The sequence below is a fragment of the Streptomyces sp. NBC_01092 genome (assembly GCF_045039535.1).
Classification (GTDB): Bacteria; Actinomycetota; Actinomycetes; order Streptomycetales; family Streptomycetaceae; genus Streptomyces.
On the sequence record NZ_CP108659.1, the window covers coordinates 10289628 to 10309129 of the forward strand.

Below are 19502 nucleotides of genomic sequence, written 5' to 3' on the forward strand. Positions count from 1 at the left end.
CTGATCCGGAGGGAGCCGCATGGCGGGGCGTAATGGGCGCACGGTACGGGACCTCAGGCGGGGCAACCGTACCGCCGTACTTCAGCGCCTGTACTTCGACGGCCCCCTGAGCCGCTTCGAGCTCGGCCCGGCGACCGGGCTCAGCTCCGGCTCCGTCAGCAACGTCGTCGCCGAGCTGATCGCCGACGGCCTCGTCGAGGAGGCCGGGAGCGTCGACTCCGACGGCGGCCGGCCCCGCATCCTGCTGCGCGTCGCCCCCGGCAGCGGCCACATGATCGGCGTCGACGTGGGCGAGACCCGGGTGCGGATCGGCCTGTTCGACCTGACCCTCACCGAACTCGCCCGCGCGGAACGGCCGTTGGTGCGAGAGCGGTACGAGGTCGAGGGCATCGTCGGCCATGTGCGCGACGGCATCGCCGAGGTCCTCGCGGAGGCCGGTATCGGGCCCGAGCGACTGCTCGGCGTCGGCATCGGCGTCCCCGGCATCGTCGAGGACACCGGGGAGCTCGGGGCCGTGGTGCACGGGCAGACGATCGGCTGGGACGCCGTACCGCTGGAGAAACTCCTGCGCGACGGCTCCCAGCTCCCGGACGGCGTCCCGTACTTCATCGACAACGGCGCCCGGACCCTCGGCCAGGCCGAGATGTGGTTCGGCGGCGGGCGCGGCGCCCGCAATGCCGTCGTCGTGCTCTTCGGCTCCGGCGTCGGCGCCTGCCTGGTCACCCCCGAGGTGGAGCACGGGCGGGCCGTCGAGTGGGGTCATCTGACGGTACGGGTCAGGGGGCGCCGCTGCCGGTGCGGTGCCCTCGGCTGCCTGGAGGCCTACGCGGGCGCCGAGTCGCTCATCGACCGCTGGCGCGAGCAGGGTGGGAGCGTGCCCAAGGACGCCGACGAGGAGACCGCGCTGACGGCGATGCTGGCCGGCGCGTATCCGGCCGAGGGCCGGGAGGCCGACCCGGTGGCCGTCGGCGTGCTGGAGGAGACCGCCGAGTACGTGGGCGCGGGCCTGTCCGACCTGATCAACCTCTTCCAGCCCGAGCGCATCCTCATCGGCGGCTGGGCCGGACTCCAGCTCGGCGCCCGCTTCCTGCCCGACGTACGCCGGCACGCGGCCTCGTACGCCCTGCGGCATCCCGCCCACAAGGTCACCATCGACCTCGGCAGGCTCGGCCCGGACGCGGTCACCGTCGGCGCCGCGATCCTGCCGCTCGCCGACTTCTTCGCCCACGGCGGCAGGCGCGCCGAGCCCGCGCCGCACCCTCGGCCAAGCGAGCTTGCGGAGCGAGTGCCGACCTGAGGTTTCGCCGCCGGCGGGGACGGTACTCGCGGGGCCCTTGGACGACGCGAGGGAGGTGCAGCCATGGACGACCATCGTCATGAGGCGCCGGGCGGGTCCGCGGATCCGGTACCCAGGGACCCGCCGGACCAGCAGGCGGACGCGGGGGAGGACCCCTGGGAGGTGCCCGTGAAGCGCACGGACGAAGCGGTAGCGGACGACGTCCCGGACACGGACGAGGCGGGCACGGGCCGCCGGGGTGCGCCGCGGTCCGGCACGGTCCACCCTGAACATCCGACGCCTCAGGAGCCGCCTGCCTGAGTCCGCTCGAACGCGCCCTCCCGCACTACCCGGCGAACGCGTCGACGCCCGTCAGCTCCGCGGACAGCTCCCACAGCCGCGCCGCCTGCGCCGGGTCGACCGCCCAGTCCTTGACGCCGCTGCGCGGCCCGCCTTCGACGGCGGGTTCGGCGATGTCGCAGTCCTCCAGGTAGACGCCGCCCATGCCGGCCAGCTGGGGCGACGTCGCCGCCCACACCTGGGTGGCCGCGCCCTGCTCCGGTGTCTTGAAGGCCTCGGGGTGGAGCAGGTTGCCCTGCTCGTCGATCCAGCCGCGCTCGACCATCTCCTCCTTGGGGAGGTGGCGCTGCAGTGGGGTGAGGATGCCGCCCGGGTGGAGGGCGAAGGCCCGTACGCCGCGGTCGGCGGCGAGCTTGTCGAGGTGGACCGCGAACAGGACGTTCGCGGTCTTGGCCTGCCCGTACGCCTCCCACTTGTCGTAGCCGTGCCGCCAGTGGACGTCGTCCCAGCGCATCCCGGACTGGTGGTGGCCCGTCGAGGACACGGACACCACGCGGGCGCCGCCCGGCTCGATCGCCGGCCACAGGCGGTTGACCAGGGCGAAGTGGCCGAGGTGGTTGGTGGCGAACTGCGCCTCCCAGCCGGGCCCGACCCGGGTCTCCGGGCAGGCCATGATCCCGGCGTTGTCGATCACGAAGTCGACCGTGCGGCCGGACGCGAGGAACCGCTCGGCGAAGCCGCGCACACTCTCCAGGTCACCGAGGTCCAGCTCGTCCACCTCGACCCCGTCCAGACCCTGCAGGGCCTCCCGCGCGGTGTCCGGACGACGGGCGGGCACGACGACCCGGGCGCCGGCCTTCGTGAGGGCACGCGTGGTCTCCAGACCCAGCCCCGAGTAGCCGCCGGTGACGATGGCGAGCTTGCCGGACAGGTCGATGCCACTGAGGACGTCGTCGGCGGTGCTGCGGGCGCCGAAGCCCGAACCGATCTTGTGCTGTGCAGTGCTCATGTCCGGAACGCTACGAATTAGAGTGCTCTCGAAGTCAAGCCGACCCGGAGGAAGTGCCTCCGCACAGAGGAAAGCCCCGGCCGGACGGGGGATTCCGGACGGGGCGGTCAGAGGTGGGTGCGGATGGCGGTCGCCTCTCGGCGAAAGGCTCCACAGGGCTTCAGCCGAACGATCTTCCCTGTGGGCGAAAGGTGAGGCCCGGGGACACTGTTCCATCCACACCCACGGCTGGTTCAACGGGAAACTACCGGCGGGTGTTCCTGGGTTTGCCGCTGTGGGCGGTGATCTGTGTCACGCAGTCGGACGCGGTCCCTTCTCGCGCGTCCACGCCAGCAGCTCGTCCGCCGTCCAGGTGGTGAGGACCCGCTCGGCGGGCACCCCGCACTCCTCGGCGCGGGCACAGCCGTAGCGCTGCCAGTCCAGCTGCCCGGGTGCGTGCGCGTCGGTGTCGACGGAGAACAGCACGCCCGCCCCGACGGCCCGGCGCAGCAGCCGCCGCGGCGGGTCCAGTCGCTCGGGCCGGCTGTTGATCTCCACCGCCGTACCGGATGCGGCGCAGGCCGCGAACACCTCGTCCGCGTCGAACTCCGACTCCGGCCGGCCCCGCCCCGTGATCAGCCGTCCGGTGCAGTGGCCGAGGATGTCCGCGTGCGGATCGCGTACGGCGGTGACCATGCGGCGGGTCATCGCGCGGGCGTCCATGCGCAGCTTGGAGTGCACGGACACCACCACGACGTCGAGCCGCTCCAGCAGCTCGGGCTCCTGGTCCAGGGAGCCGTCGTCCAGGATGTCGCACTCGATGCCGGTGAGCAGCCGGAAGGGCGCCCAGGTCGCGTTCAGCCGCGCCACCACGTCCAGCTGCTCGCGCAGCCGGTCGGCCGACAGTCCCCGGGCGACGGTGAGCCGGGGTGAGTGGTCGGTCAGCACCGCCCACTCGTGTCCGAGCTCGGCCGCCGTACGGCCCATTTCCTCGATCGGGCTGCCGCCGTCCGACCAGTCGGAGTGCAGATGGCAGTCCCCGCGCAGCAGCTCCCACAGCCGCCCGCCGTCGGGCGGCTCGGCCGCGGGCCGTTCCTCCAGGTCCGACAGGTACCCCGGCACCTGACCGGCCAGCGCCTCGCGCACCACCTGCGCCGTCTTCGGGCCGACACCCCGCAGCGACTCCAGCGTCCCGGCCTGCGCGCGCGCCCGAACCTCGTCCTCGGGCAGCTCCGCCAGGACCCGCGCCGCCGTACGGAAGGCGCGTACGCGATACGTCGGCTCCAGGGACCGCTCCAGCAGGAAGGCGATCCGGTTCAGCGCCTGCACGGGGTCCATCGCCACCTCCACCTCCAGGGTTCCCCGGCCCCGCCGCGCCCGCACGGCGGCGGGGGCAGGGCTCGGGTCCCCGATTCGAGATGTCCGGATGGTCTGAAGGATCCCTTGACGCGGGTAGCGCTCTACGCTCTATTCATGACCGAAAGCGCGAGCCCGCACATCTCACAGCCGCGGATCTTGGTGCTCGGGGTTCAGCCGGGCACGCCTCCGTTCCGGATCATGGAGATCGACGGTGTGGTCGTCGGCATGCCGAGGACCATCACCGACGTCCTGGAGACTGCCGCCTACCACGGCATCAGGGTCCACGACCTGGACGACCCGGACGTGATCCGCTGGGTCGGCGGCGACAAGTTCACCTGGCGTCACCACTAGGGCCTGTCCGGCCGGGTCACCCGACCGTCCACTTCTGGTTGGCGCCGCCGGAGCAGGTCCAGATCTGCAGCCGGGTTCCGTTGGCCGAGTTGTTGCCGGTGACATCGAGGCACTTGTCGGCCTGCGGATTGACGATGTCGCGTGCCGCTGTGACGGTCCATCTCTGATTGGGGCCGCCCGAGCAGTCCCACAGCTGGACGGTCGTGCCGTCGGCCGTGCCGTTGCCGGTGGCGTCCAGGCACTTTCCGAGCGCGCGGAGCGTGCCGTCCGAGCCGGCGGTCCACTGCTGGGCGCCGCTGCCGTTGCAGTCGTAGAGCTGTACGGGCGTGCCGTTGGCGGAGCTCGCCCCGGCCACGTCGACGCACTTGCCGCCGAGCCCCCTGATCGCGCCGCCGTTTGCGCTGTCACCGGTCGTCACCGAGACGTGGTCCACCACGAGCTGCTGCGGGAACACCGTGGAGCCGTCCGGGTCGCCGGGCCAGTAGCCGCCCACCGCGAGGTTCAGGATCAGGAAGTACGGCTTGTTGAAGACCCACTGCTTTCCGCCCAGGTCGGCGGGCGTGCGCCGCTGGTAGACGTTGCCGTCCACGGACCAGGTGATCGAGTCGGGCGCCCAGTCGATGGCGAAGGTGTGGAAGGCGTCGGCGAAGGCCTGGCCGTTCGGCAGGGAGTAGCCGGCGCCTATGCCGCCCGACCCGGAGTAGCCGGGGCCGTGGATGGTGCCGTGCACGGTCGAGGGCTCGAAGCCGACGTTCTCCATGATGTCGATCTCGCCCGAGTCCGGCCAGTTCACCGGTGTGCCGAGCATCCAGAACGCGGGCCACATGCCCTGTCCCCGCGGGACCTTCATGCGCGCCTCGACGTGCCCGTACTGGGCGGTGAACTTCCCGGAGGTGTTCAGCCGGGCCGAGGTGTACTGGCAAGTGCCGTACCAGCACTGGTAGTTGGCGGGATTCTCGCGCCGGGCCGTGATGACCAGGTGGCCCTGGCCGTCCAGTGCCGCGTTCTTGTTGCCCGACGTGTAGTACTGCCGCTCGTGGTTGTTGACGTTGTCGCCGGTCTCGATCTGCCACTTCGACGAGTCGACGGCGGAGCCCGCGGGCCCGTCGAAGGAGTCGGAGAACGTCACCGCCGCAGCCGAGACGTCCGGTGGTTCGGCCTGCGCGGGGCCGATCGCGGCGGAGGCGACCAGAACGGCCGACAGCGCCGCGAGGAGACACGTGCGGAGCAGGCGTGGGGAGGCCATCGTGCTCCCTTCCGTACGGCGACCCGATGGACGGGATGCGCCGACCGAGGTGGGGGGTGAAGGTGTCGCCACTTGATTTAAGGAGTGAGATAAGAGGGCGTCAATACTTTGGTACGGACCAGTGGTTGAAGAGGCCGGCAAACGTCGCCATCGGGCCGGTCCGCGCGGGCCGTACGGCGTGTGGCCCCACCACAGGTGTGCGGCGTCCACCCTTCGTCCGGCGCCGAACCGTTGAATTCCTAGGCTTCTCGTCATGAACGCCGCACACATCGGTGAGCTGCTCGCTGTCCTGGGCGCCGGCACAGCAGCCGGCGCCGTCAACGCCGTCGTCGGGTCGGGCACGCTGATCACGTTCCCGGTGCTCCTCGCGACCGGCCTGCCGCCCGTCACCGCCACGGTCTCCAACGCGCTCGGCCTGATCCCCGGCTCGATCAGCGGCGCCATCGGGTACCGGCGCGAACTGCGCGGCCAGCGTCGGCGCATTCTGAAGTGGGGCGCCGGCGCCCTGCTCGGCGGGCTCACCGGCGCGACGCTGCTGCTGGCCCTGCCCGCCTCGGCGTTCGAACGGATCGTGCCGGTCCTGGTCGGGCTCGCCCTCGTGCTGGTCGTCCTCCAGCCGCTGATCAGCAGAAGGCTGCGCGACCGCAGGGCCCGCACGGGCAGGTCCGCACGCCCCGACGGCGGCCCGCTGCTGCTGGTCGGACTGACCCTGGCCAGCGTCTACGGCGGCTACTTCGCGGCCGCCCAGGGCATCATCTACGTCGCCCTGATGGGCATGCTCCTCGACGACAGCCTGCAACGGCTCACCGCGGTCAAGAACGTGCTCGTCGCCGTGGTCAACTCCGTCGCCGCGCTGTTCTTCCTGGTCGTCGCCGACTTCGACTGGACGGCCGTGGCCCTTCTCGCGGTCGGGTCCGCGGCCGGCGGCCACTTCGGAGCCACCGTGGGCCGCCGGCTGCGTCCCGCCGTACTGCGCGCGTTCATCGTGGTGGTCGGCACGGTCGCGATCGTCCAGCTGGTGCTGCGTTAGGAGGAGCGGGGCGCGCGGGCGTGCACCACGCGGCTCAGCCGCCGTCCCAGCAGGAGGTAGCCGACCAGGGCTCCGGTCGTGTTGAGGATGACGTCGTCGATGTCGAAGGCGCGCCCCGTCACCAGTGCTCCCTGGGCGAACTCGACGAGCAGCATCACGGTCGCCGTCAGCAGCAGGACCCGCAGGACGCCGCGCGTACTCGGCGCGACGACGGGGACCAGGACGCCGAACGGGATGCCCAGCAGCACATTGCCGCCGATCTGTCGGACGGCGTCACGCAGTTCGGGCTGGTCGAGGTAGGCCCGCAGCGTGCTACCCGGGCGCAGGTTGGTGTGCGTCAGTGCCTCCGACGCAGGCGAGGGTTGCAGGGTGAGCTTCGCCAGTACGACGGCGAAGGCGACCATGAACGTGAAGGCGCACAGCATCGCCAGCAGTCGGGCCACGAAGCGCAGCGGACTCCGTCCGGAACGCGGTGTGCGCCGGGGCTTGGTGGAGCGTTCGGTCTTCTTCGCGGTGCCCTTCGACTTGGCCGAGCCTTTCGGCTTCGCGGAGCCTTTCGACGCGGCGGAACCTTTCGATGGGGAGGCGCCCTTCGACTTGGCGGTGCCGGCGGACTTGGGAGTGCCGGGGTGCAACGCGGCACGCGAACGTGGGGTTCCACGGGCCATGCGATCCTCCAGTCTTCAACTTCCCTGAGTAGTAACGGGGTTACCCCGGTTCCGCGATGCGATGCCGCCGACCCGCCGACCGGCCGGCGGTCATCACCCGCCATGCCGAGTTTGTCGGCATGGACGTCAGGCCCCGTACGTCACCTTCACCTCCTTGAAGCCCAGGGAGTGCAGCAGCCCTTCGAGCATGTCGGACGTGTTGGTCTCGGCACGCGCGGTGAGCGCGCTCTCCTTCGCGGCGTCGCCGATGTGCCGCACCGCCAGCTTCTGCACGGCCTGTTCGCTGTTCGGGTTGTCCGAGAAGAGGTCGCCGAGGCGGTCGAGCAGACCACGCTCCTTGGAGACGGCGTAGGAGCGGTCGGGGTCGAGGGACGGTTCGCCGAGGGCGGCGTGCGGCAGACGGAGCGTGGCGGACGTACGGTCGTCGTTGACCGTGACGTCGTCCTCGCCGACCTTGCCGAGGTCGACATAGGCGTCCACGGTGCCCGCGCCGACGTACAGCGTGCGGGTGCCGCGGATCGCGTCGGGCAGGAACTTGGCGTCCTTCTCCAGATCCACGACGATCTGGAAATTGCCGGAGGCGGCGTCGTAACGGCTCATGTCCTGGATGGACTGGAGCAGCGCCGGACCGGAGCGGTCGTTGGTCTCGGTGCCGAAGAGGTCCTTGAGACCGGGGAGTACGCTCAGCCGGATCCCGGCGAAGAAGACCACGAGCACCAGGACCAGGGCGCTCACCGCCTTCGCCCAGCCGGGCATGCGCTTGTTGACGCGCTTGATGGAAGTCGTCATGTCGACGTTCCTCCTTCCCTATGTTCGGGGTACCCCCAAATCCCTTTCCAGACCTGTCCGTTGGCCGATTGGTGCCCGTGACCGGAGCGGGGCGGCGCCGACCCGGCGTGCCCGCGAAGCGCGCAAAGGCGGGCAGCAACGTTTCTGCTGAGGTAAGTAGCATGAGTCCGCCACCCGGAGTGATCATGCGAGGAGCGGTTCGTGCGAGAGATCGCCGTGTTCAGTGGTAGTGCCCACCCCGAACTGGCGGCGGAGGTCTGCGCGCATCTGGGGGTGCCGCTGAGCCCCACCCGGGTCAGCCGGTTCGCCAACGACTGTCTGGAGGTACAGCTTCAGGCCAACTGCCGGGAGCGGGACGTCTTCCTGATCCAGCCGCTGGTCCGGCCCGTCCAGGAGCATCTCGTCGAGCTGCTGCTGATGTGCGACGCCGCACGCGGGGCGTCCGCACGCCGGATCACCGTGGTCATGCCGCACTACTCCTACGCCCGCTCCGACAAGAAGGACGCGCCCCGCATCTCGCTGGGCGGCCGGCTCGTCGCCGACCTGATGGTGTCGGCCGGCGCGAGCCGTGTCCTCGCCATGACCCTGCACTCGCCCCAGGTGCACGGCTTCTTCACGGTGCCGGTCGACCACCTGCACGCGCTGCGTGAACTCGCCGCACACTTCCGGCGCCACGACCTGACCCGTACGACCGTGGTCTCGCCGGACCTCGGCAACGCCAAGGAGGCCGCCGCGTTCGCGCGGCTGATCGGCGCCCAGGTCGCCGCCGGCGCCAAGCAGCGGTTCGCCGACGACCGGGTCACCATCAGCTCCGTCATAGGCGACGTGACCGGGCGCGACGTCATCATCCTGGACGATGAGATCGCCAAGGGCAGCACCGTCCTGGAACTCCTCGACCGACTGCGGGAGTTGGGCCCGCGCTCGATCCGCGTGGCCTGTACGCACGGCCTGTTCGCGTCCGGCGCGCTGAAGCGGATCGGCGAGCAGCCGGACGTACTGGAGATCGTGTGCACCAACACCGTGCCGATTCTGGAGGAGGAGCGCACCGAGAAGCTGCAGGTCCTGTCGATCGCCCCCGCGCTCGCCGAGGCGGTGCGCCGCATTCACAACGGGGAGTCCGTCAGCGCCCTGTTCGACGCGCCGGTAACCGAATAGAGGGGGAGTCAGCGGAGCGACGCTCTATATCCATCTCATAACGAGCCGGACGTGGCCTCGGGCTGGCCCAGGGCCGCGTCCGGTGTCGGATGCGGGGGCAGCAGGCGGGACAGGCCGGTGATCCTGAGCATGCGCAGGGTCAGCGGGTGGGTGCAGACCAGGTGCACCTGGCCGCCGTGGTCCAGGGCCCGGCTGCGGGCCCGGTACAGCAGACGCAGTCCGGAGCAGTCGAAGAACTCGATGTTCCTGAGGTCGATCACGATGCGTGCGTCGGGGTGTGCTGTCACGCGGTCCAGGTAAGGGGCGATCTCCACGGCGGCCGCGATGTCGATCTCACCGCGGAACTCCAGCACCGTGTGGTCCCGGTGCCGGTGGACACGCAGATGCCGGCTGAACGGCGCAGGATCCTGCTGCATGACGACATCGCCTCCAACCTGGCCCCCTGCGGCGGGCTGCTCAAATCCTGTCCCCGCACTGCAAGTTACCCTCGATTGAGCGAATCTGAGCATGTTCGATTGACATATGTCTTTGAATTGCGACAGATGCTTCGCGTGATGTGCGGGACGTGGCTATGACAGCGCGTGCCAGGCTCTGGAGAGTGCCTGGCGGAACTGCTCGGTCTGATGAGCCGTGAGGTCTCGCACCATCCGCTCCTCCAGTTCCCGCACGGGCCCCTCGTGTCGGGCCAGCAGTTCGCGGGCGGGTTCGGTGAGCAGGATCAGCAGCTCGCGGCGGTTGTGCGGATTGCGCTCCCGGCGGACGAGCCCGCGGGTCTCCAGACTCCGGACCAGGTCGGCGATCGACTGTGCCGTCACGAACGAGTCGCGGGCCAGCTGGGCGGCCGACAGCCCGTCGTGCCGCTGGAGCACGGTGAGCGCCGTGTACTGAAGCGCGGTGATCCCGGACGGTTTGACCAGCTCGTCCAGGTGTGAGCGCACCACGAGCTCCACCTGTTTCACCATGTAGAGCAGCGACGGCGGTGCCTTGGTCTCCTGGGCGTCGAGCATGGGTTCAGCCTAGAGCATTGACAGGAATCCTGTCTGTAAAGAGACTGCGGACAAACAGGAATCCTGTTGGTTGAAATCTTGGCGATGAGGCTGAGGAGTGGCGATGACCACCTTCGAGATCGAACCCGGTCGGCTGTTCATCGGGGGCCGGTGGCACGAGGCCGCCGACGGAGCGCGCACCGAGGTGGTCGACCCGTCCCGCGGCACGGTCGTCACGACCGTCGCGGATGCCGGCGGCGCCGACGTGGACGCGGCCGTGCGCGCCGCGCGGGACGCCTTCGACGACGGCGCCTGGTCCGGGCTGAGCGGCCGTGAACGCGGCCGGGTCCTGCACCGGGTCGCCGAGCTGATCCGGGAGAACGCCGACCGGATAGCCGAGTTGGAGAGCCGTGACGTCGGCAAGCCGATCACGCTCGCCCACGCTGTCGACGTCACCAACGCGGCCAATGACTACGAGCACTTCGCCGCCCTCGCCCACTGCCTGGACGGCTCTGTCCGCGACACCCCCATGAACGCCCTCGCCTACGTCCGGCGCCGGCCGATCGGCGTGGTCGCGGCGATCACGCCGTACAACTTCCCCCTGATCCTGGCAGGTTCGAAGATCGCCCCGGCGCTGGCGGCCGGCAACACGGTGGTGCACAAACCGGCCGAGGAGACGCCGCTGAGCGCCCTGTACATGGCCGAACTCTTCAAGGAGGCCGGTGTCCCCGACGGTGTGGTCAACGTCGTCACCGGCGGACCCGCGGCCGGCGAGGCGCTGCTGCGGCACTCCGGCGTCGACAAGGTCGCCTTCACCGGGTCGACCGCCGTCGGCCGGAAGGTCGCGGCCATCGCCGGCGAGGCGCTCAAGCCGGTCACCATGGAGCTCGGCGGCAACGCGGCCCACGTCGTGTTCGAGGACGCCGACCTGGAGAAGGCCGTCGGCGCGGTCATCAAGGGCTTCGTCTTCAACACCGGGCAGTTCTGCATGGGCGGGCCCCGGCTGCTGGTGGCGCGGCAGGTCTACAGCACGCTGCTCGGCATTCTTGCCGACGCCGTGCCCGGCGTGCCGCTGGGAGACCCGCGGGGGCCCGAGACCGTGATCGGCCCGATGGCGGGGGAGCGGCATCTGCACAAGGTCGAGGAGTACGTCGAACTGGCCCGCAAGGAGGGCGGCAGCATCGTCTGCGGCGGTGAGCGGCTCGACCTCGACGGCGGCTACTACTACAAGCCCACCGTCATCGCCGACCTGCCGAACGACTCCCGGGTGGTCCAGGAGGAGATCTTCGGCCCCGTCCTCACCGTCCAGCCCTTCGACTCCGAGGACGAGGCCGTCGAGCTCGCCAACTCCACGCCGTACGGCCTGGCCTCGGGCGTGCAGACCCGGAACCTGGCCCGCGCCCATCGCGTGGCCGACCGGCTGGCCGCCGGCATCGTCTGGGTCAACGACTGGGCGATGCTCGACCCGGCCGTCCCCTTCGGCGGCGTCAAGGACTCCGGCTTCGGCCGCGAGTACGGGCCCGAGGCGCTGGACGCCTACACCACCACCAAGTCCGTCGTCGTCTCGCTCGACTGAGCGCACCGCCAAGGAGATTCCCGGATGCCCATCCGCACACGCGCCGCCGTCGTCGAGTCCGGCGGAGCCCCCTTCACCCTGTCCGACGTGGAGCTCGACGCACCCGGGCCGCACGAGGCCGTCGTCCGCATGGTGGCGACCGGCCTGTGTCACACCGACCTCGGTGTGGCGAGCGGAGCACTGCCCTTCCCGCTGCCCGGGGTCCTCGGCCACGAGGGTGCGGGCGTCGTCGAGGCCGTCGGCCCGGCCGTCACCGGCGTCGCGCCGGGCGACCATGTCGTGCTGTCCTTCACCTCCTGCGGCGGCTGCCGCAACTGCCGGGGCGGCCACCCGGCGTATTGCGCGACCTGGCTGCCGCTCAACCTCATCGGCGGCCGCCGGGCCGACGGCACCGGCACCATCAGCCGGGGCGGCGAGGAACTGGGCGGCCACTTCTTCGGCCAGTCCTCCTTCGCCGAGCGGGCGTTGGTGGACGAGCGCAGCCTCGTGAAGGTCGACCCGGAGGTGCCGCTCGCGTCGATCGCCCCGCTGGGCTGCGGGGTGCAGACCGGGGTCGGCGCCGTCTGGAACGTACTCAAGCCGGTCACCGGCAGCACGGTCGTCGTCCTCGGCGCCGGAGCGGTCGGCCTGTCCGCCGTCATGGCCGCCGCCCTGACTCCCGCGACCAACATCGTCGCCGTCGACCGGTTCGGCGAACGCCTTTCACTGGCAAGGGAGTTGGGCGCCACCCACACCGTCGACGCGGCCGACCTCGCCGAAGCGCTCGCCGACATCACCGGCGGCCTGGGCGCTGACGGCGTCGTGGAGACCACGGGCAACGTCGGCGTCCTGCGCCAGGGGGTCGACGCGCTCGGCGCCCGCGGCACCCTCGTCGTCGTGGGCGCACCGCCGTTCGGCACCGAAGTCGCCCTGGACGTCAACGGACTGCTCGGCGGCAAGCGGATCGTCGGCCTCACCCTCGGCGACGCCGAGACGCAAGAATTCATCCCGGCGCTGGTCCGGCTGGTGAAGGAAGGCCGGCTCCCGCTGCACCGCCTGATCAGCACCTATCCGTTCACGGACATCGACCAGGCGGTACGGGACATGAGCGCGGGCAAGGCGATCAAGCCCGTGCTCACGTTCTGACTCAGTCGACGGTCAGGACCAGCTTCCCCGTCGTCCGGCCGGTGTCGCCCAGCGCGTGCGCCTCGGCGGCATCGGCCAGCGGGAAGGTCCCGGCGATCTCGGGGCGCAGCTTGCCCTGCTCGACCAGGTCCACGATCGCCCGCATGCCGGCACGGTCGGCGTCCACGAGCATCCGCACGGCCCGCACACCCAGCCGCTCGGCCTCCTCACCGAACTCGTCCGACCCGATCGGCAGGATCGAGACGACGACACCGCCCGGGCGCAGCACGCGCAGCGAACTCACGGACGTCTCACCGCCCAGGGTGTCCAGGACGACATCCACGTCCTTGACGGCCTCGGTGAAGTCCGTCTCCCGGTAGTCGATCAGCTCGTCCGCGCCCAGGCCGCGCAGGAAGTCGTGCTTGCCCGCGCTCGCCGTGCCGATCACATACGCGCCCCGCGCCTTGGCGATCTGCACGGCCACGTGCCCGACCCCGCCGGCCGCGGCGTGGATCAGCACTCGCTGCCCCGGCCGGACGTCGGCGTGCTCGGTCAGGGCCTGCCATGCGGTGAGGGACACCAGCGGGAGCGCCGCCGCCCGGGTGTGGTCGAGCACGGACGGCTTGTGGGTGAGGGCGCGCACCGGCGCGATGACGTACTCGGCGTGCGAGCCGTGGCCGTAGGGGTACGGCAGCATGCCGAAGACCTCGTCGCCGGGCCGGAAGGCGGCGACGCCGATGCCGACCGCCTCGACCGCACCGGAGACGTCCCAGCCCAGGACGAACGGCGGCTCGCCCAGGAAGCCGCCGTTCGCGCGGTGCTTCCAGTCGGTGGGGTTCAGGCCGGCCGCCCGCACCCGGACCAGTACCTCGTTCGGGCCCGGCTCGGGGCGCTCCAGCTCGACTACCTTCAAGGCCTCGGGACCGCCGAGGACGTCCTGGCTGATGGCTCGCATCGTGTTCACAGTGCTCATGGTGAAACAGCCTGCCGGGGTCCGCCGCACCAGAAAATGGCATGATGGCCAACCTTCGATAGAATCGTGCCATGCGTGGTGAACGACAGGTGGAACGGGTCGTGGTGCTGGCCCTGGACGGCGTCTATCCCTTCGAGCTGGGCATCCCCAGCCGGATCTTCGGCGCCGCCGACGGCCGGTACGAGGTCCTGACGTGCAGCGTCGACGGTCGGCCGGTCCGCAGTAACGCCGACTTCACGATCGGCGTCGAGCACGGGCCGGAGATCCTCGCCACCGCCGACACCGTGGTGGTCGCCTCGGTCGGCGTGCCGTACATCCCCGCGGAGCTGTCTCCCGAGGCCGTCGACGCGCTCGCGCGGATCCGCCCGGACGCGCGCATCGTGTCGATCTGCACCGCCGCGTTCGTCCTCGCGGCGGCGGGCCTGCTGGACGGCCGACGCGCCACCACGCACTGGCATGTGACCGACCTGTTCCGGCGCCGCTACCCGCACGTCGACCTGGACCCGGACGTCCTCTTCGTCCAGGACGGCCGCGTCCTCACCTCAGCCGGCGCCGCCTCCGGCATCGATGTGTGCCTGCACATCGTCCGCACCGACCACGGCAGCGAACTGGCCAACTCGGTCGCCCGGCGCTGTGTCGTGCCCCCCTTCCGGGACGGTGGCCAGGCCCAGTACATCGAGCAGCCCGTCCCGGAGAGCGGAGCCGCCAGTACGGCCGCCACCCGCGCCTGGGCCCTGGAGCACCTCGACGAGCCGCTCACCCTGGCCGACCTCGCCGCCCACGCCCGGATGAGCCTGCGCACCTTCGCCCGCCGCTTCAGCGACGAGGTGGGTCTCAGCCCCGGCCGCTGGCTGATCCAGCAGCGCGTCGTCCGCGCCCGCCACCTGCTGGAGTCCAGCGACCTCCCGGTGGACCGGATCGCCGGCGAGGTCGGCTTCGCCACCGGCGCTTCGCTGCGCCAGCATCTGCACGCCGCGATCGGGGTGTCACCGCAGGCGTACCGCCGCACGTTCCAGACGACGGCTGTCCGCTAGCCCCGAAGCCCCCCGCGGAGGCGTTGGCCGATCGGTCAACTTGTGGGTAGGTAAGGGCATTTATCGAATTTCGTTCCCTGGCGGAGAGTGACGGAATCCTCACGTCCGTCAACCGTCGAGGTTGATCCTTTTGTGTCCAAACCCGATAAGCTCCCGTTCAGCACTGCGGGTTGACTCAGTCGTGATCGGTCACTTCGCGGTGCGTACTCATGAGTGCGATCGCCAGCACACCCCCCATTGTTCGATCGTCGCCTCGAAGGATGCAGATGGAACTCGCCACACCGCCGTCGGCGGCGCGGCCCCCTGTCGCCTGGTACAGCTGGTGGCTGATGCCACTGGCTTTGGGAGGAGGGACCGTTGCCGCCACGTTCATGAGCTCGGAGCGAATATCCACCGCCGTCGCCGGCGTCGCGGCGACCACCGCCGGCACCGTGTGCGTACGTCTGTTGCTGCGCACCCGGGCGCAGTTGCGTCGGACGGAGAGCGAGTTCCGCACCTCGCAGGCCGAGCACTCCCAGCAGTGGCAGCAGCACGTGACGGGCCTGGAGCGGAAGTTCAGCGCCGACCGCTCCGCCCTTGAGGGCCGCCTCGCCGAGCAGTCCGGTGCCTACGAGGCCCAACTGGCCGAGCAGGCCCGCGCCTACGAGGGCCGACTGGCCGAGACGAGCGGCTCCTACGAGGAGCGGCTGGCCCACGAGAGCACTTCCTACGAGGAGCGGATCGCCGCCCAGGCCCGGTCCTACGAGGCCCAGCTCGCCGACCAGGCAGAGATCTGGCAGGAGCAGTTGGCCCATCAGCTGTCCGCCGTCGCCCGCCTTGCCGACGAGCAACTGCCCGACGGGCTGCGCCGGTTGCGCGAGGGCGAGGCCATCGACGACGTCCTGCCGTCGGTCAACCAGTGCGCCAAGGTCAGCGCCGAACTTCAGGCCAATCTGCGCAAGGTCCTGCGGACCTCGCTCATCGGCGTCGAGGAGGAGTTCGACCGCTCCACCTCCGCCGAGCAGGCCGTGGTCGGCATCGGTAACCGCATCCACGTCCTGACCAGCAAGCTCCGCGGCCGGCTCCACGAACTCCAGGGTGAGCACGGACGGCTGCCCGCCGTCGCCCGGGGCCTGATGGAGCTCGACCAGGCGATCGGCCCCGCCGACTGTCTCGCCGCCAGCATCGGCGTCCTCGGCGGCTCCGACCGGCCCGGCCGCCAGTGGCAGGAGCCGCAGCGCCTGCTGAGCGTGGTCCGCGGCGGCATCGGCCGGATCAAGGACTTCCAGCGGATCGACGTACGCCACCTGCCCGAACTCGGCGTCGACGGCGGCCTGGTGGACCACCTGACGCTGGTCTTCGCCCACCTCCTGGACAACGCCGCGCGCTACTCACCGCCCACCGAGCCGGTCATCGTCTCCGGCAAGGAGGTCCCGAACGGCGTCGGCATCGAGATCCAGGACTCCGGCAAGGGCCTGAGCGAGGAGAAGAAGCGCGAGGCCGATCACGCCCTGTCGGGCACCGCGCCCGGCGCCGGTCTCGGCGGAGTGTCCGAGGACGCCAACATCGGTCTGCGCGTCGTCGGTATCCTCGCCCGCCGGTACGGCATCCGCGTCACCTTCGCGGACTCACCGTGGCTCGGCACCTCGGTGGTCGTCGTGGTCCCGCACAAGTACTTCAGCCCGCTGCCCGCCTCCGCCTCCCCGGCACCGGCCACCACCCCGGCGGCACCGGCCCGCGAGCCGGCCGTCGTCGCCGAGACGGCAGACCCGGCCGACCTCGCCGAGGCCGAGGCCATGGACACCACGCCCGGCGGCCTGCCCCGGCGCCGCAGCAGGCGCCACGAGGAGCCGCGCCACGAGCCGGCGGTGCGCCCGGAGGGGATGGACCGGACGACCAGTGTCGCCGCCGTTCCGCCCGACGCGTCCTTCGCCGGGCTGGCCGCCTTCGCCACCGCGGGCCGTGAGGTCGGCGAGGAAGGCGCGACGGCCGACGGCCGCGAGTCCACCGAGCACCGCACCGAAGAGAGCGACTAGTCCCATGACGCAGCAGGGAACCGACGTGAGCTGGGCGCTCCGCGACCTGGTGGAGAGCATCCAGGAGATCAACTTCGCCCTGGTGGCCTCCAGCGACGGCAAGGCCATCACCTCCTACGGCGCCGAGGACCCCGACGACGTGGACCGCTTCGCGGCCGTCGTGGCGGGCCTGCAGGCGCTGGCGCAGCCGGTCGCCGAGCAGTTCCCCAAGTACGCGGGACAGCTCAGGCTGGCGATGATCGAGGTCGACGGCGGCCACCTCTTCGTCGTACGGGCCGGTGTGGAGACCTATCTCGGCGTCCTCGCCCGGGAGGGCCTCGACCAGGGCCTGCTCGGCCACCAGATGAGGGACCTGGCGCGCAGGATGGGCGAGTTGCTCGGCACCACCGCGCGCCTGGAGGAGCACTCTGGATGAGTGCTCCCCGCCGGCCCTCGAACCCCTCCGGTCTGGAGCGCTACTACGTCCTCACCCAGGGACGCAGCGGACCGGGCGGTTCGGCGTCGAGTCTCGACGTGGCGACCCTCGTCGTCTCCCGCACCGCCCCCGCAGCGGGGATGCAGCATGAGCACGAGGAGATCCTCCGGCGCTGCCGCGATCCGCTGTCGGTGGCCGAACTCGGCGCCCACCTCGGACTGCCCTTCAACATTCTTGCGGTGCTGCTGACGGATCTGCTGGAGGCAGGCCATGTCGAAGCCCGTGATCCCATCCCGGCGCAATCCGCCGGTCGCGGGCCCGACCTCGCGCTCCTTGAGGAGGTACTCAGTGGACTTCAAAGGCTTTGACGGGCCCGGCGGGCCCGGTGCCGGTGACACCCGCTCGGTGAAGGTGATGATCGCCGGCGGCTTCGGCACCGGGAAGACCACGATGGTCCGCTCGGTGAGCGACATCAAGCCGCTCACCACCGAGGAGACGCTCACCCAGGCCACAGCCGACGTCGACCGTCTCATCGGCGTCGCCGACAAGACGCAGACCACCGTCAGCCTGGACTTCGGCAAGATCAGCCTCAACGACAGCCTGATGCTGTACCTGTTCGGCACCCCCGGGCAGGAACGCTTCTGGTTCCTGTGGAACGGCCTGTTCAAGGGAGCCCTGGGCGCGGTCGTCCTGGTGGACACCCGCCGGCTCGCCTCCAGCTTCCGGGCGATCGAGGAGATGGAGCGCCAGCACGTCCCGTTCGTCGTCGGGCTGAACGTCTTCCCCGACTCCAAGGAGTACCCGGTCGAGGAGATCAGGGACGCCCTCGACATCTCCCCGCACACCCCGGTCGTTGCCTGCGACGCCCGCGACCGGGCCTCCAGCCGTGACGTCCTCGTCGCCCTGATACGTCACTTGAAGGAACGCTCCGCCGTCGCACTGGAGTCCCGATGAACGCCCAGCCCTTAAACGATCCCGATACGCCCCGCGGTTGCCCCTTCGGCCATGGGACCGACCTCACCAGGCTGTTCGGGCCGGAGGCGGCGACCGACCCGGTCGGCATCTACGAGCGGCTGCGCAAGGAGCACGGCTCCGTCGCGCCGGTGCTGCTGGAGGGCGACATCCCCGCCTGGCTGGTACTGGGCTACCGGGACAGCCGGCGAGTGCTCGACAATCCCCTCCAGTTCCCCCGGGACGCGCGGATCTGGCGGGACTGGCGGGAGGGCCGGGTCGCGGAGAACTCTCCGCTGGTTCCGATGCTGGCCTGGCGCCCCGACTGTGTGTCCCAGGACGGCGAGGCTCACCGCCGACTGCGCGGTGCCGTCAGCGACGGGCTGCAGTCCGCCGCCGACCGCGGTGTCCGGCGCCATGCCACGCACTTCGCCAACAAGCTGATCGACGCGTTCGCGGACTCCGGCCGCGCCGATCTGGTGGCGGACTACGCCGACTATCTGCCGATGCTCGTGACCGCCCGCATTCTGGGGCTTGCCGAGGCGGAGGGGCGTCGCCTCGTCGAGTCCTGCGCCCAGGTGATGAAGGGCGGCGAGGACGCCGTCACGCACGACGGCGTGATCAGGGAGATCTTCGGTGAACTCGCCGAGCGCAGGCGGTCCGAACCAGGCTCCGACCTCGCCACCCGCCTGCTGGAGCATCACGCGGCGCTCGACCACGACGAGGTCGTGGCCCACCTGCGTACGGTGCTGATCGCCGCGCATGTCACGACCAACCTGCTGGCCCGTGTGCTGGAGCTGGTCCTGACCGACGCCTCCCGGCTCGCCGGGCTGGTCAGCGGTCAGCTGAACATCTCGGCGGTGGTGGAGGAGGCCATGTGGAACTCTCCGCCGCTGGCCGTCCTGCCGGGGCGCTTCGCCGCCAGCGATGTGGAACTGGGCGGGCACCGCATCGAGGAGGGCGACCTGCTCGTTCTCGGTCTCGCCCCGGGCAACCTCGACCCCGAGGTCCGGCCCGACCCGGGTGTCTCGGTGCAGGGTAACCAGGCGCACCTGGCGTTCGGCGCGGGCCCGCACGAGTGCCCCGGGCAGAACATCGGGATGTCCATCATCGAGATCGCGGTGGACGTCCTTCTGCACCGTCTGCCGGGCCTGCGCCTGGCCGTGCCGCCGGAGGAGCTCACCTCGACCGCGTCCACATGGATGTCCCTGCTGGACAGCCTGGCGGTCGAGTTCGACGTATAGGCCATGAGACGCCCTGAGACGCCGCTGCCCGGCCGGGCAGCG

Annotated in this window: 21 protein-coding genes; 13 read left to right on the top strand and 8 right to left on the bottom strand. The window is 70.8% G+C overall.

Annotated elements, in window-relative coordinates:
- Positions 1 to 19 precede the first annotated feature (19 nt).
- Positions 20 to 1297, top strand: a complete 1278-nt coding sequence (locus OG254_RS45790; protein WP_405593687.1) for an ROK family protein — start codon at positions 20 to 22, stop codon at positions 1295 to 1297.
- 63 nt (positions 1298 to 1360) lie between these two features.
- Positions 1361 to 1597, top strand: coding sequence for a hypothetical protein (locus tag OG254_RS45795; RefSeq protein ID WP_405593688.1), 237 nt, complete (start codon positions 1361 to 1363; stop codon positions 1595 to 1597).
- Between the two features lie 25 nt (positions 1598 to 1622).
- Here OG254_RS45795 and OG254_RS45800 read toward each other — a convergent pair whose 3' ends face one another.
- Both OG254_RS45800 and OG254_RS45805 read right to left on the bottom strand, forming a co-directional pair.
- Positions 1623 to 2585: an SDR family NAD(P)-dependent oxidoreductase gene (locus OG254_RS45800; protein WP_405593689.1), complete on the bottom strand. Its 963-nt coding sequence runs from the start codon at positions 2583 to 2585 to the stop codon at positions 1623 to 1625.
- 291 nt (positions 2586 to 2876) lie between these two features.
- On the bottom strand, positions 2877 to 3902 hold the full coding sequence (locus OG254_RS45805; RefSeq protein WP_405593690.1) for a PHP domain-containing protein: 1026 nt from the start codon (positions 3900 to 3902) through the stop codon (positions 2877 to 2879).
- A gap of 135 nt (positions 3903 to 4037) precedes the next feature.
- Here OG254_RS45805 and OG254_RS45810 point away from each other — a divergent pair, with 135 nt between their 5' ends.
- The gene (locus tag OG254_RS45810; protein ID WP_405593691.1) at positions 4038 to 4274 is read left to right on the top strand and encodes a hypothetical protein; all 237 of its coding nucleotides are present in this window, start codon (positions 4038 to 4040) and stop codon (positions 4272 to 4274) included.
- 16 nt (positions 4275 to 4290) lie between these two features.
- On the opposite strand, the gene OG254_RS45815 is transcribed toward OG254_RS45810, so the two are convergent.
- Complete coding sequence (locus OG254_RS45815) at positions 4291 to 5520, bottom strand: ricin-type beta-trefoil lectin domain protein (RefSeq protein WP_405593692.1); 1230 nt, start codon at positions 5518 to 5520, stop codon at positions 4291 to 4293.
- Between the two features lie 253 nt (positions 5521 to 5773).
- Between OG254_RS45815 and OG254_RS45820 the strand changes: the two genes are divergently transcribed.
- A complete protein-coding gene (locus OG254_RS45820) occupies positions 5774 to 6550 on the top strand; it encodes a sulfite exporter TauE/SafE family protein (RefSeq protein ID WP_405593694.1) in 777 nt (258 codons plus the stop codon).
- Here OG254_RS45820 and OG254_RS45825 read toward each other — a convergent pair.
- A complete protein-coding gene (locus tag OG254_RS45825) occupies positions 6547 to 7218 on the bottom strand; it encodes a VanZ family protein (RefSeq protein ID WP_405593695.1) in 672 nt (223 codons plus the stop codon). The two genes, OG254_RS45820 and OG254_RS45825, sit on opposite strands and share 4 nt — an antisense overlap.
- A 126-nt stretch (positions 7219 to 7344) precedes the next feature.
- Positions 7345 to 8007, bottom strand: a complete 663-nt coding sequence (locus OG254_RS45830) for a DUF4230 domain-containing protein (RefSeq protein ID WP_405593696.1) — start codon at positions 8005 to 8007, stop codon at positions 7345 to 7347.
- Between the two features lie 201 nt (positions 8008 to 8208).
- Here OG254_RS45830 and OG254_RS45835 point away from each other — a divergent pair, with 201 nt between their 5' ends.
- Positions 8209 to 9162, top strand: a complete 954-nt coding sequence (locus OG254_RS45835; protein WP_405593697.1) for a ribose-phosphate diphosphokinase — start codon at positions 8209 to 8211, stop codon at positions 9160 to 9162.
- A gap of 35 nt (positions 9163 to 9197) precedes the next feature.
- On the opposite strand, the gene OG254_RS45840 is transcribed toward OG254_RS45835, so the two are convergent.
- Together OG254_RS45840 and OG254_RS45845 are read right to left on the bottom strand one after the other, a co-directional pair.
- Entirely contained in the window at positions 9198 to 9578 is a 381-nt protein-coding gene (locus OG254_RS45840) for an anti-sigma factor antagonist (RefSeq protein WP_405593698.1), read from the bottom strand.
- A gap of 153 nt (positions 9579 to 9731) precedes the next feature.
- Positions 9732 to 10169 carry a MarR family winged helix-turn-helix transcriptional regulator gene (locus tag OG254_RS45845; RefSeq protein WP_405593699.1) on the bottom strand — a complete coding sequence of 146 codons (438 nt, stop codon included), beginning with the start codon at positions 10167 to 10169 and terminating at the stop codon, positions 9732 to 9734.
- Positions 10170 to 10272: 103 nt separating this feature from the next.
- On the opposite strand from OG254_RS45845, the gene OG254_RS45850 reads away from it, so the two are divergent.
- Both OG254_RS45850 and OG254_RS45855 read left to right on the top strand, forming a co-directional pair.
- Positions 10273 to 11724, top strand: a complete 1452-nt coding sequence (locus tag OG254_RS45850; RefSeq protein WP_405593701.1) for an aldehyde dehydrogenase family protein — start codon at positions 10273 to 10275, stop codon at positions 11722 to 11724.
- 24 nt (positions 11725 to 11748) lie between these two features.
- Complete coding sequence (locus OG254_RS45855) at positions 11749 to 12849, top strand: NAD(P)-dependent alcohol dehydrogenase (protein WP_405593702.1); 1101 nt, start codon at positions 11749 to 11751, stop codon at positions 12847 to 12849.
- A gap of 1 nt (position 12850) precedes the next feature.
- On the opposite strand, the gene OG254_RS45860 is transcribed toward OG254_RS45855, so the two are convergent.
- The gene (locus tag OG254_RS45860) at positions 12851 to 13801 is read right to left on the bottom strand and encodes an NADP-dependent oxidoreductase (protein WP_351194824.1); all 951 of its coding nucleotides are present in this window, start codon (positions 13799 to 13801) and stop codon (positions 12851 to 12853) included.
- A 71-nt stretch (positions 13802 to 13872) separates the two neighbouring features.
- Here OG254_RS45860 and OG254_RS45865 point away from each other — a divergent pair, with 71 nt between their 5' ends.
- From OG254_RS45865 to OG254_RS45890, 6 genes are all read left to right on the top strand, one after another.
- Positions 13873 to 14835, top strand: coding sequence for a GlxA family transcriptional regulator (locus OG254_RS45865; RefSeq protein ID WP_405593703.1), 963 nt, complete (start codon positions 13873 to 13875; stop codon positions 14833 to 14835).
- Positions 14836 to 15101: 266 nt separating this feature from the next.
- Positions 15102 to 16850, top strand: coding sequence for an ATP-binding protein (locus tag OG254_RS45870; RefSeq protein ID WP_405593704.1), 1749 nt, complete (start codon positions 15102 to 15104; stop codon positions 16848 to 16850).
- Positions 16851 to 16854: 4 nt separating this feature from the next.
- Entirely contained in the window at positions 16855 to 17265 is a 411-nt protein-coding gene (locus OG254_RS45875; RefSeq protein WP_147998438.1) for a roadblock/LC7 domain-containing protein, read from the top strand.
- Positions 17262 to 17633, top strand: a complete 372-nt coding sequence (locus tag OG254_RS45880) for a DUF742 domain-containing protein (protein ID WP_351194830.1) — start codon at positions 17262 to 17264, stop codon at positions 17631 to 17633. Before OG254_RS45875 ends, OG254_RS45880 begins: the two co-directional genes overlap by 4 nt.
- Positions 17614 to 18219 carry a GTP-binding protein gene (locus OG254_RS45885; RefSeq protein ID WP_405593705.1) on the top strand — a complete coding sequence of 202 codons (606 nt, stop codon included), beginning with the start codon at positions 17614 to 17616 and terminating at the stop codon, positions 18217 to 18219. The genes OG254_RS45880 and OG254_RS45885 overlap by 20 nt, the downstream gene beginning before the upstream one ends.
- Positions 18216 to 19460 (top strand): cytochrome P450, encoded by a 1245-nt coding sequence (locus OG254_RS45890; protein ID WP_405593706.1) that lies wholly within the window; start codon positions 18216 to 18218, stop codon positions 19458 to 19460. The genes OG254_RS45885 and OG254_RS45890 overlap by 4 nt, the downstream gene beginning before the upstream one ends.
- Positions 19461 to 19502 lie beyond the last annotated feature (42 nt).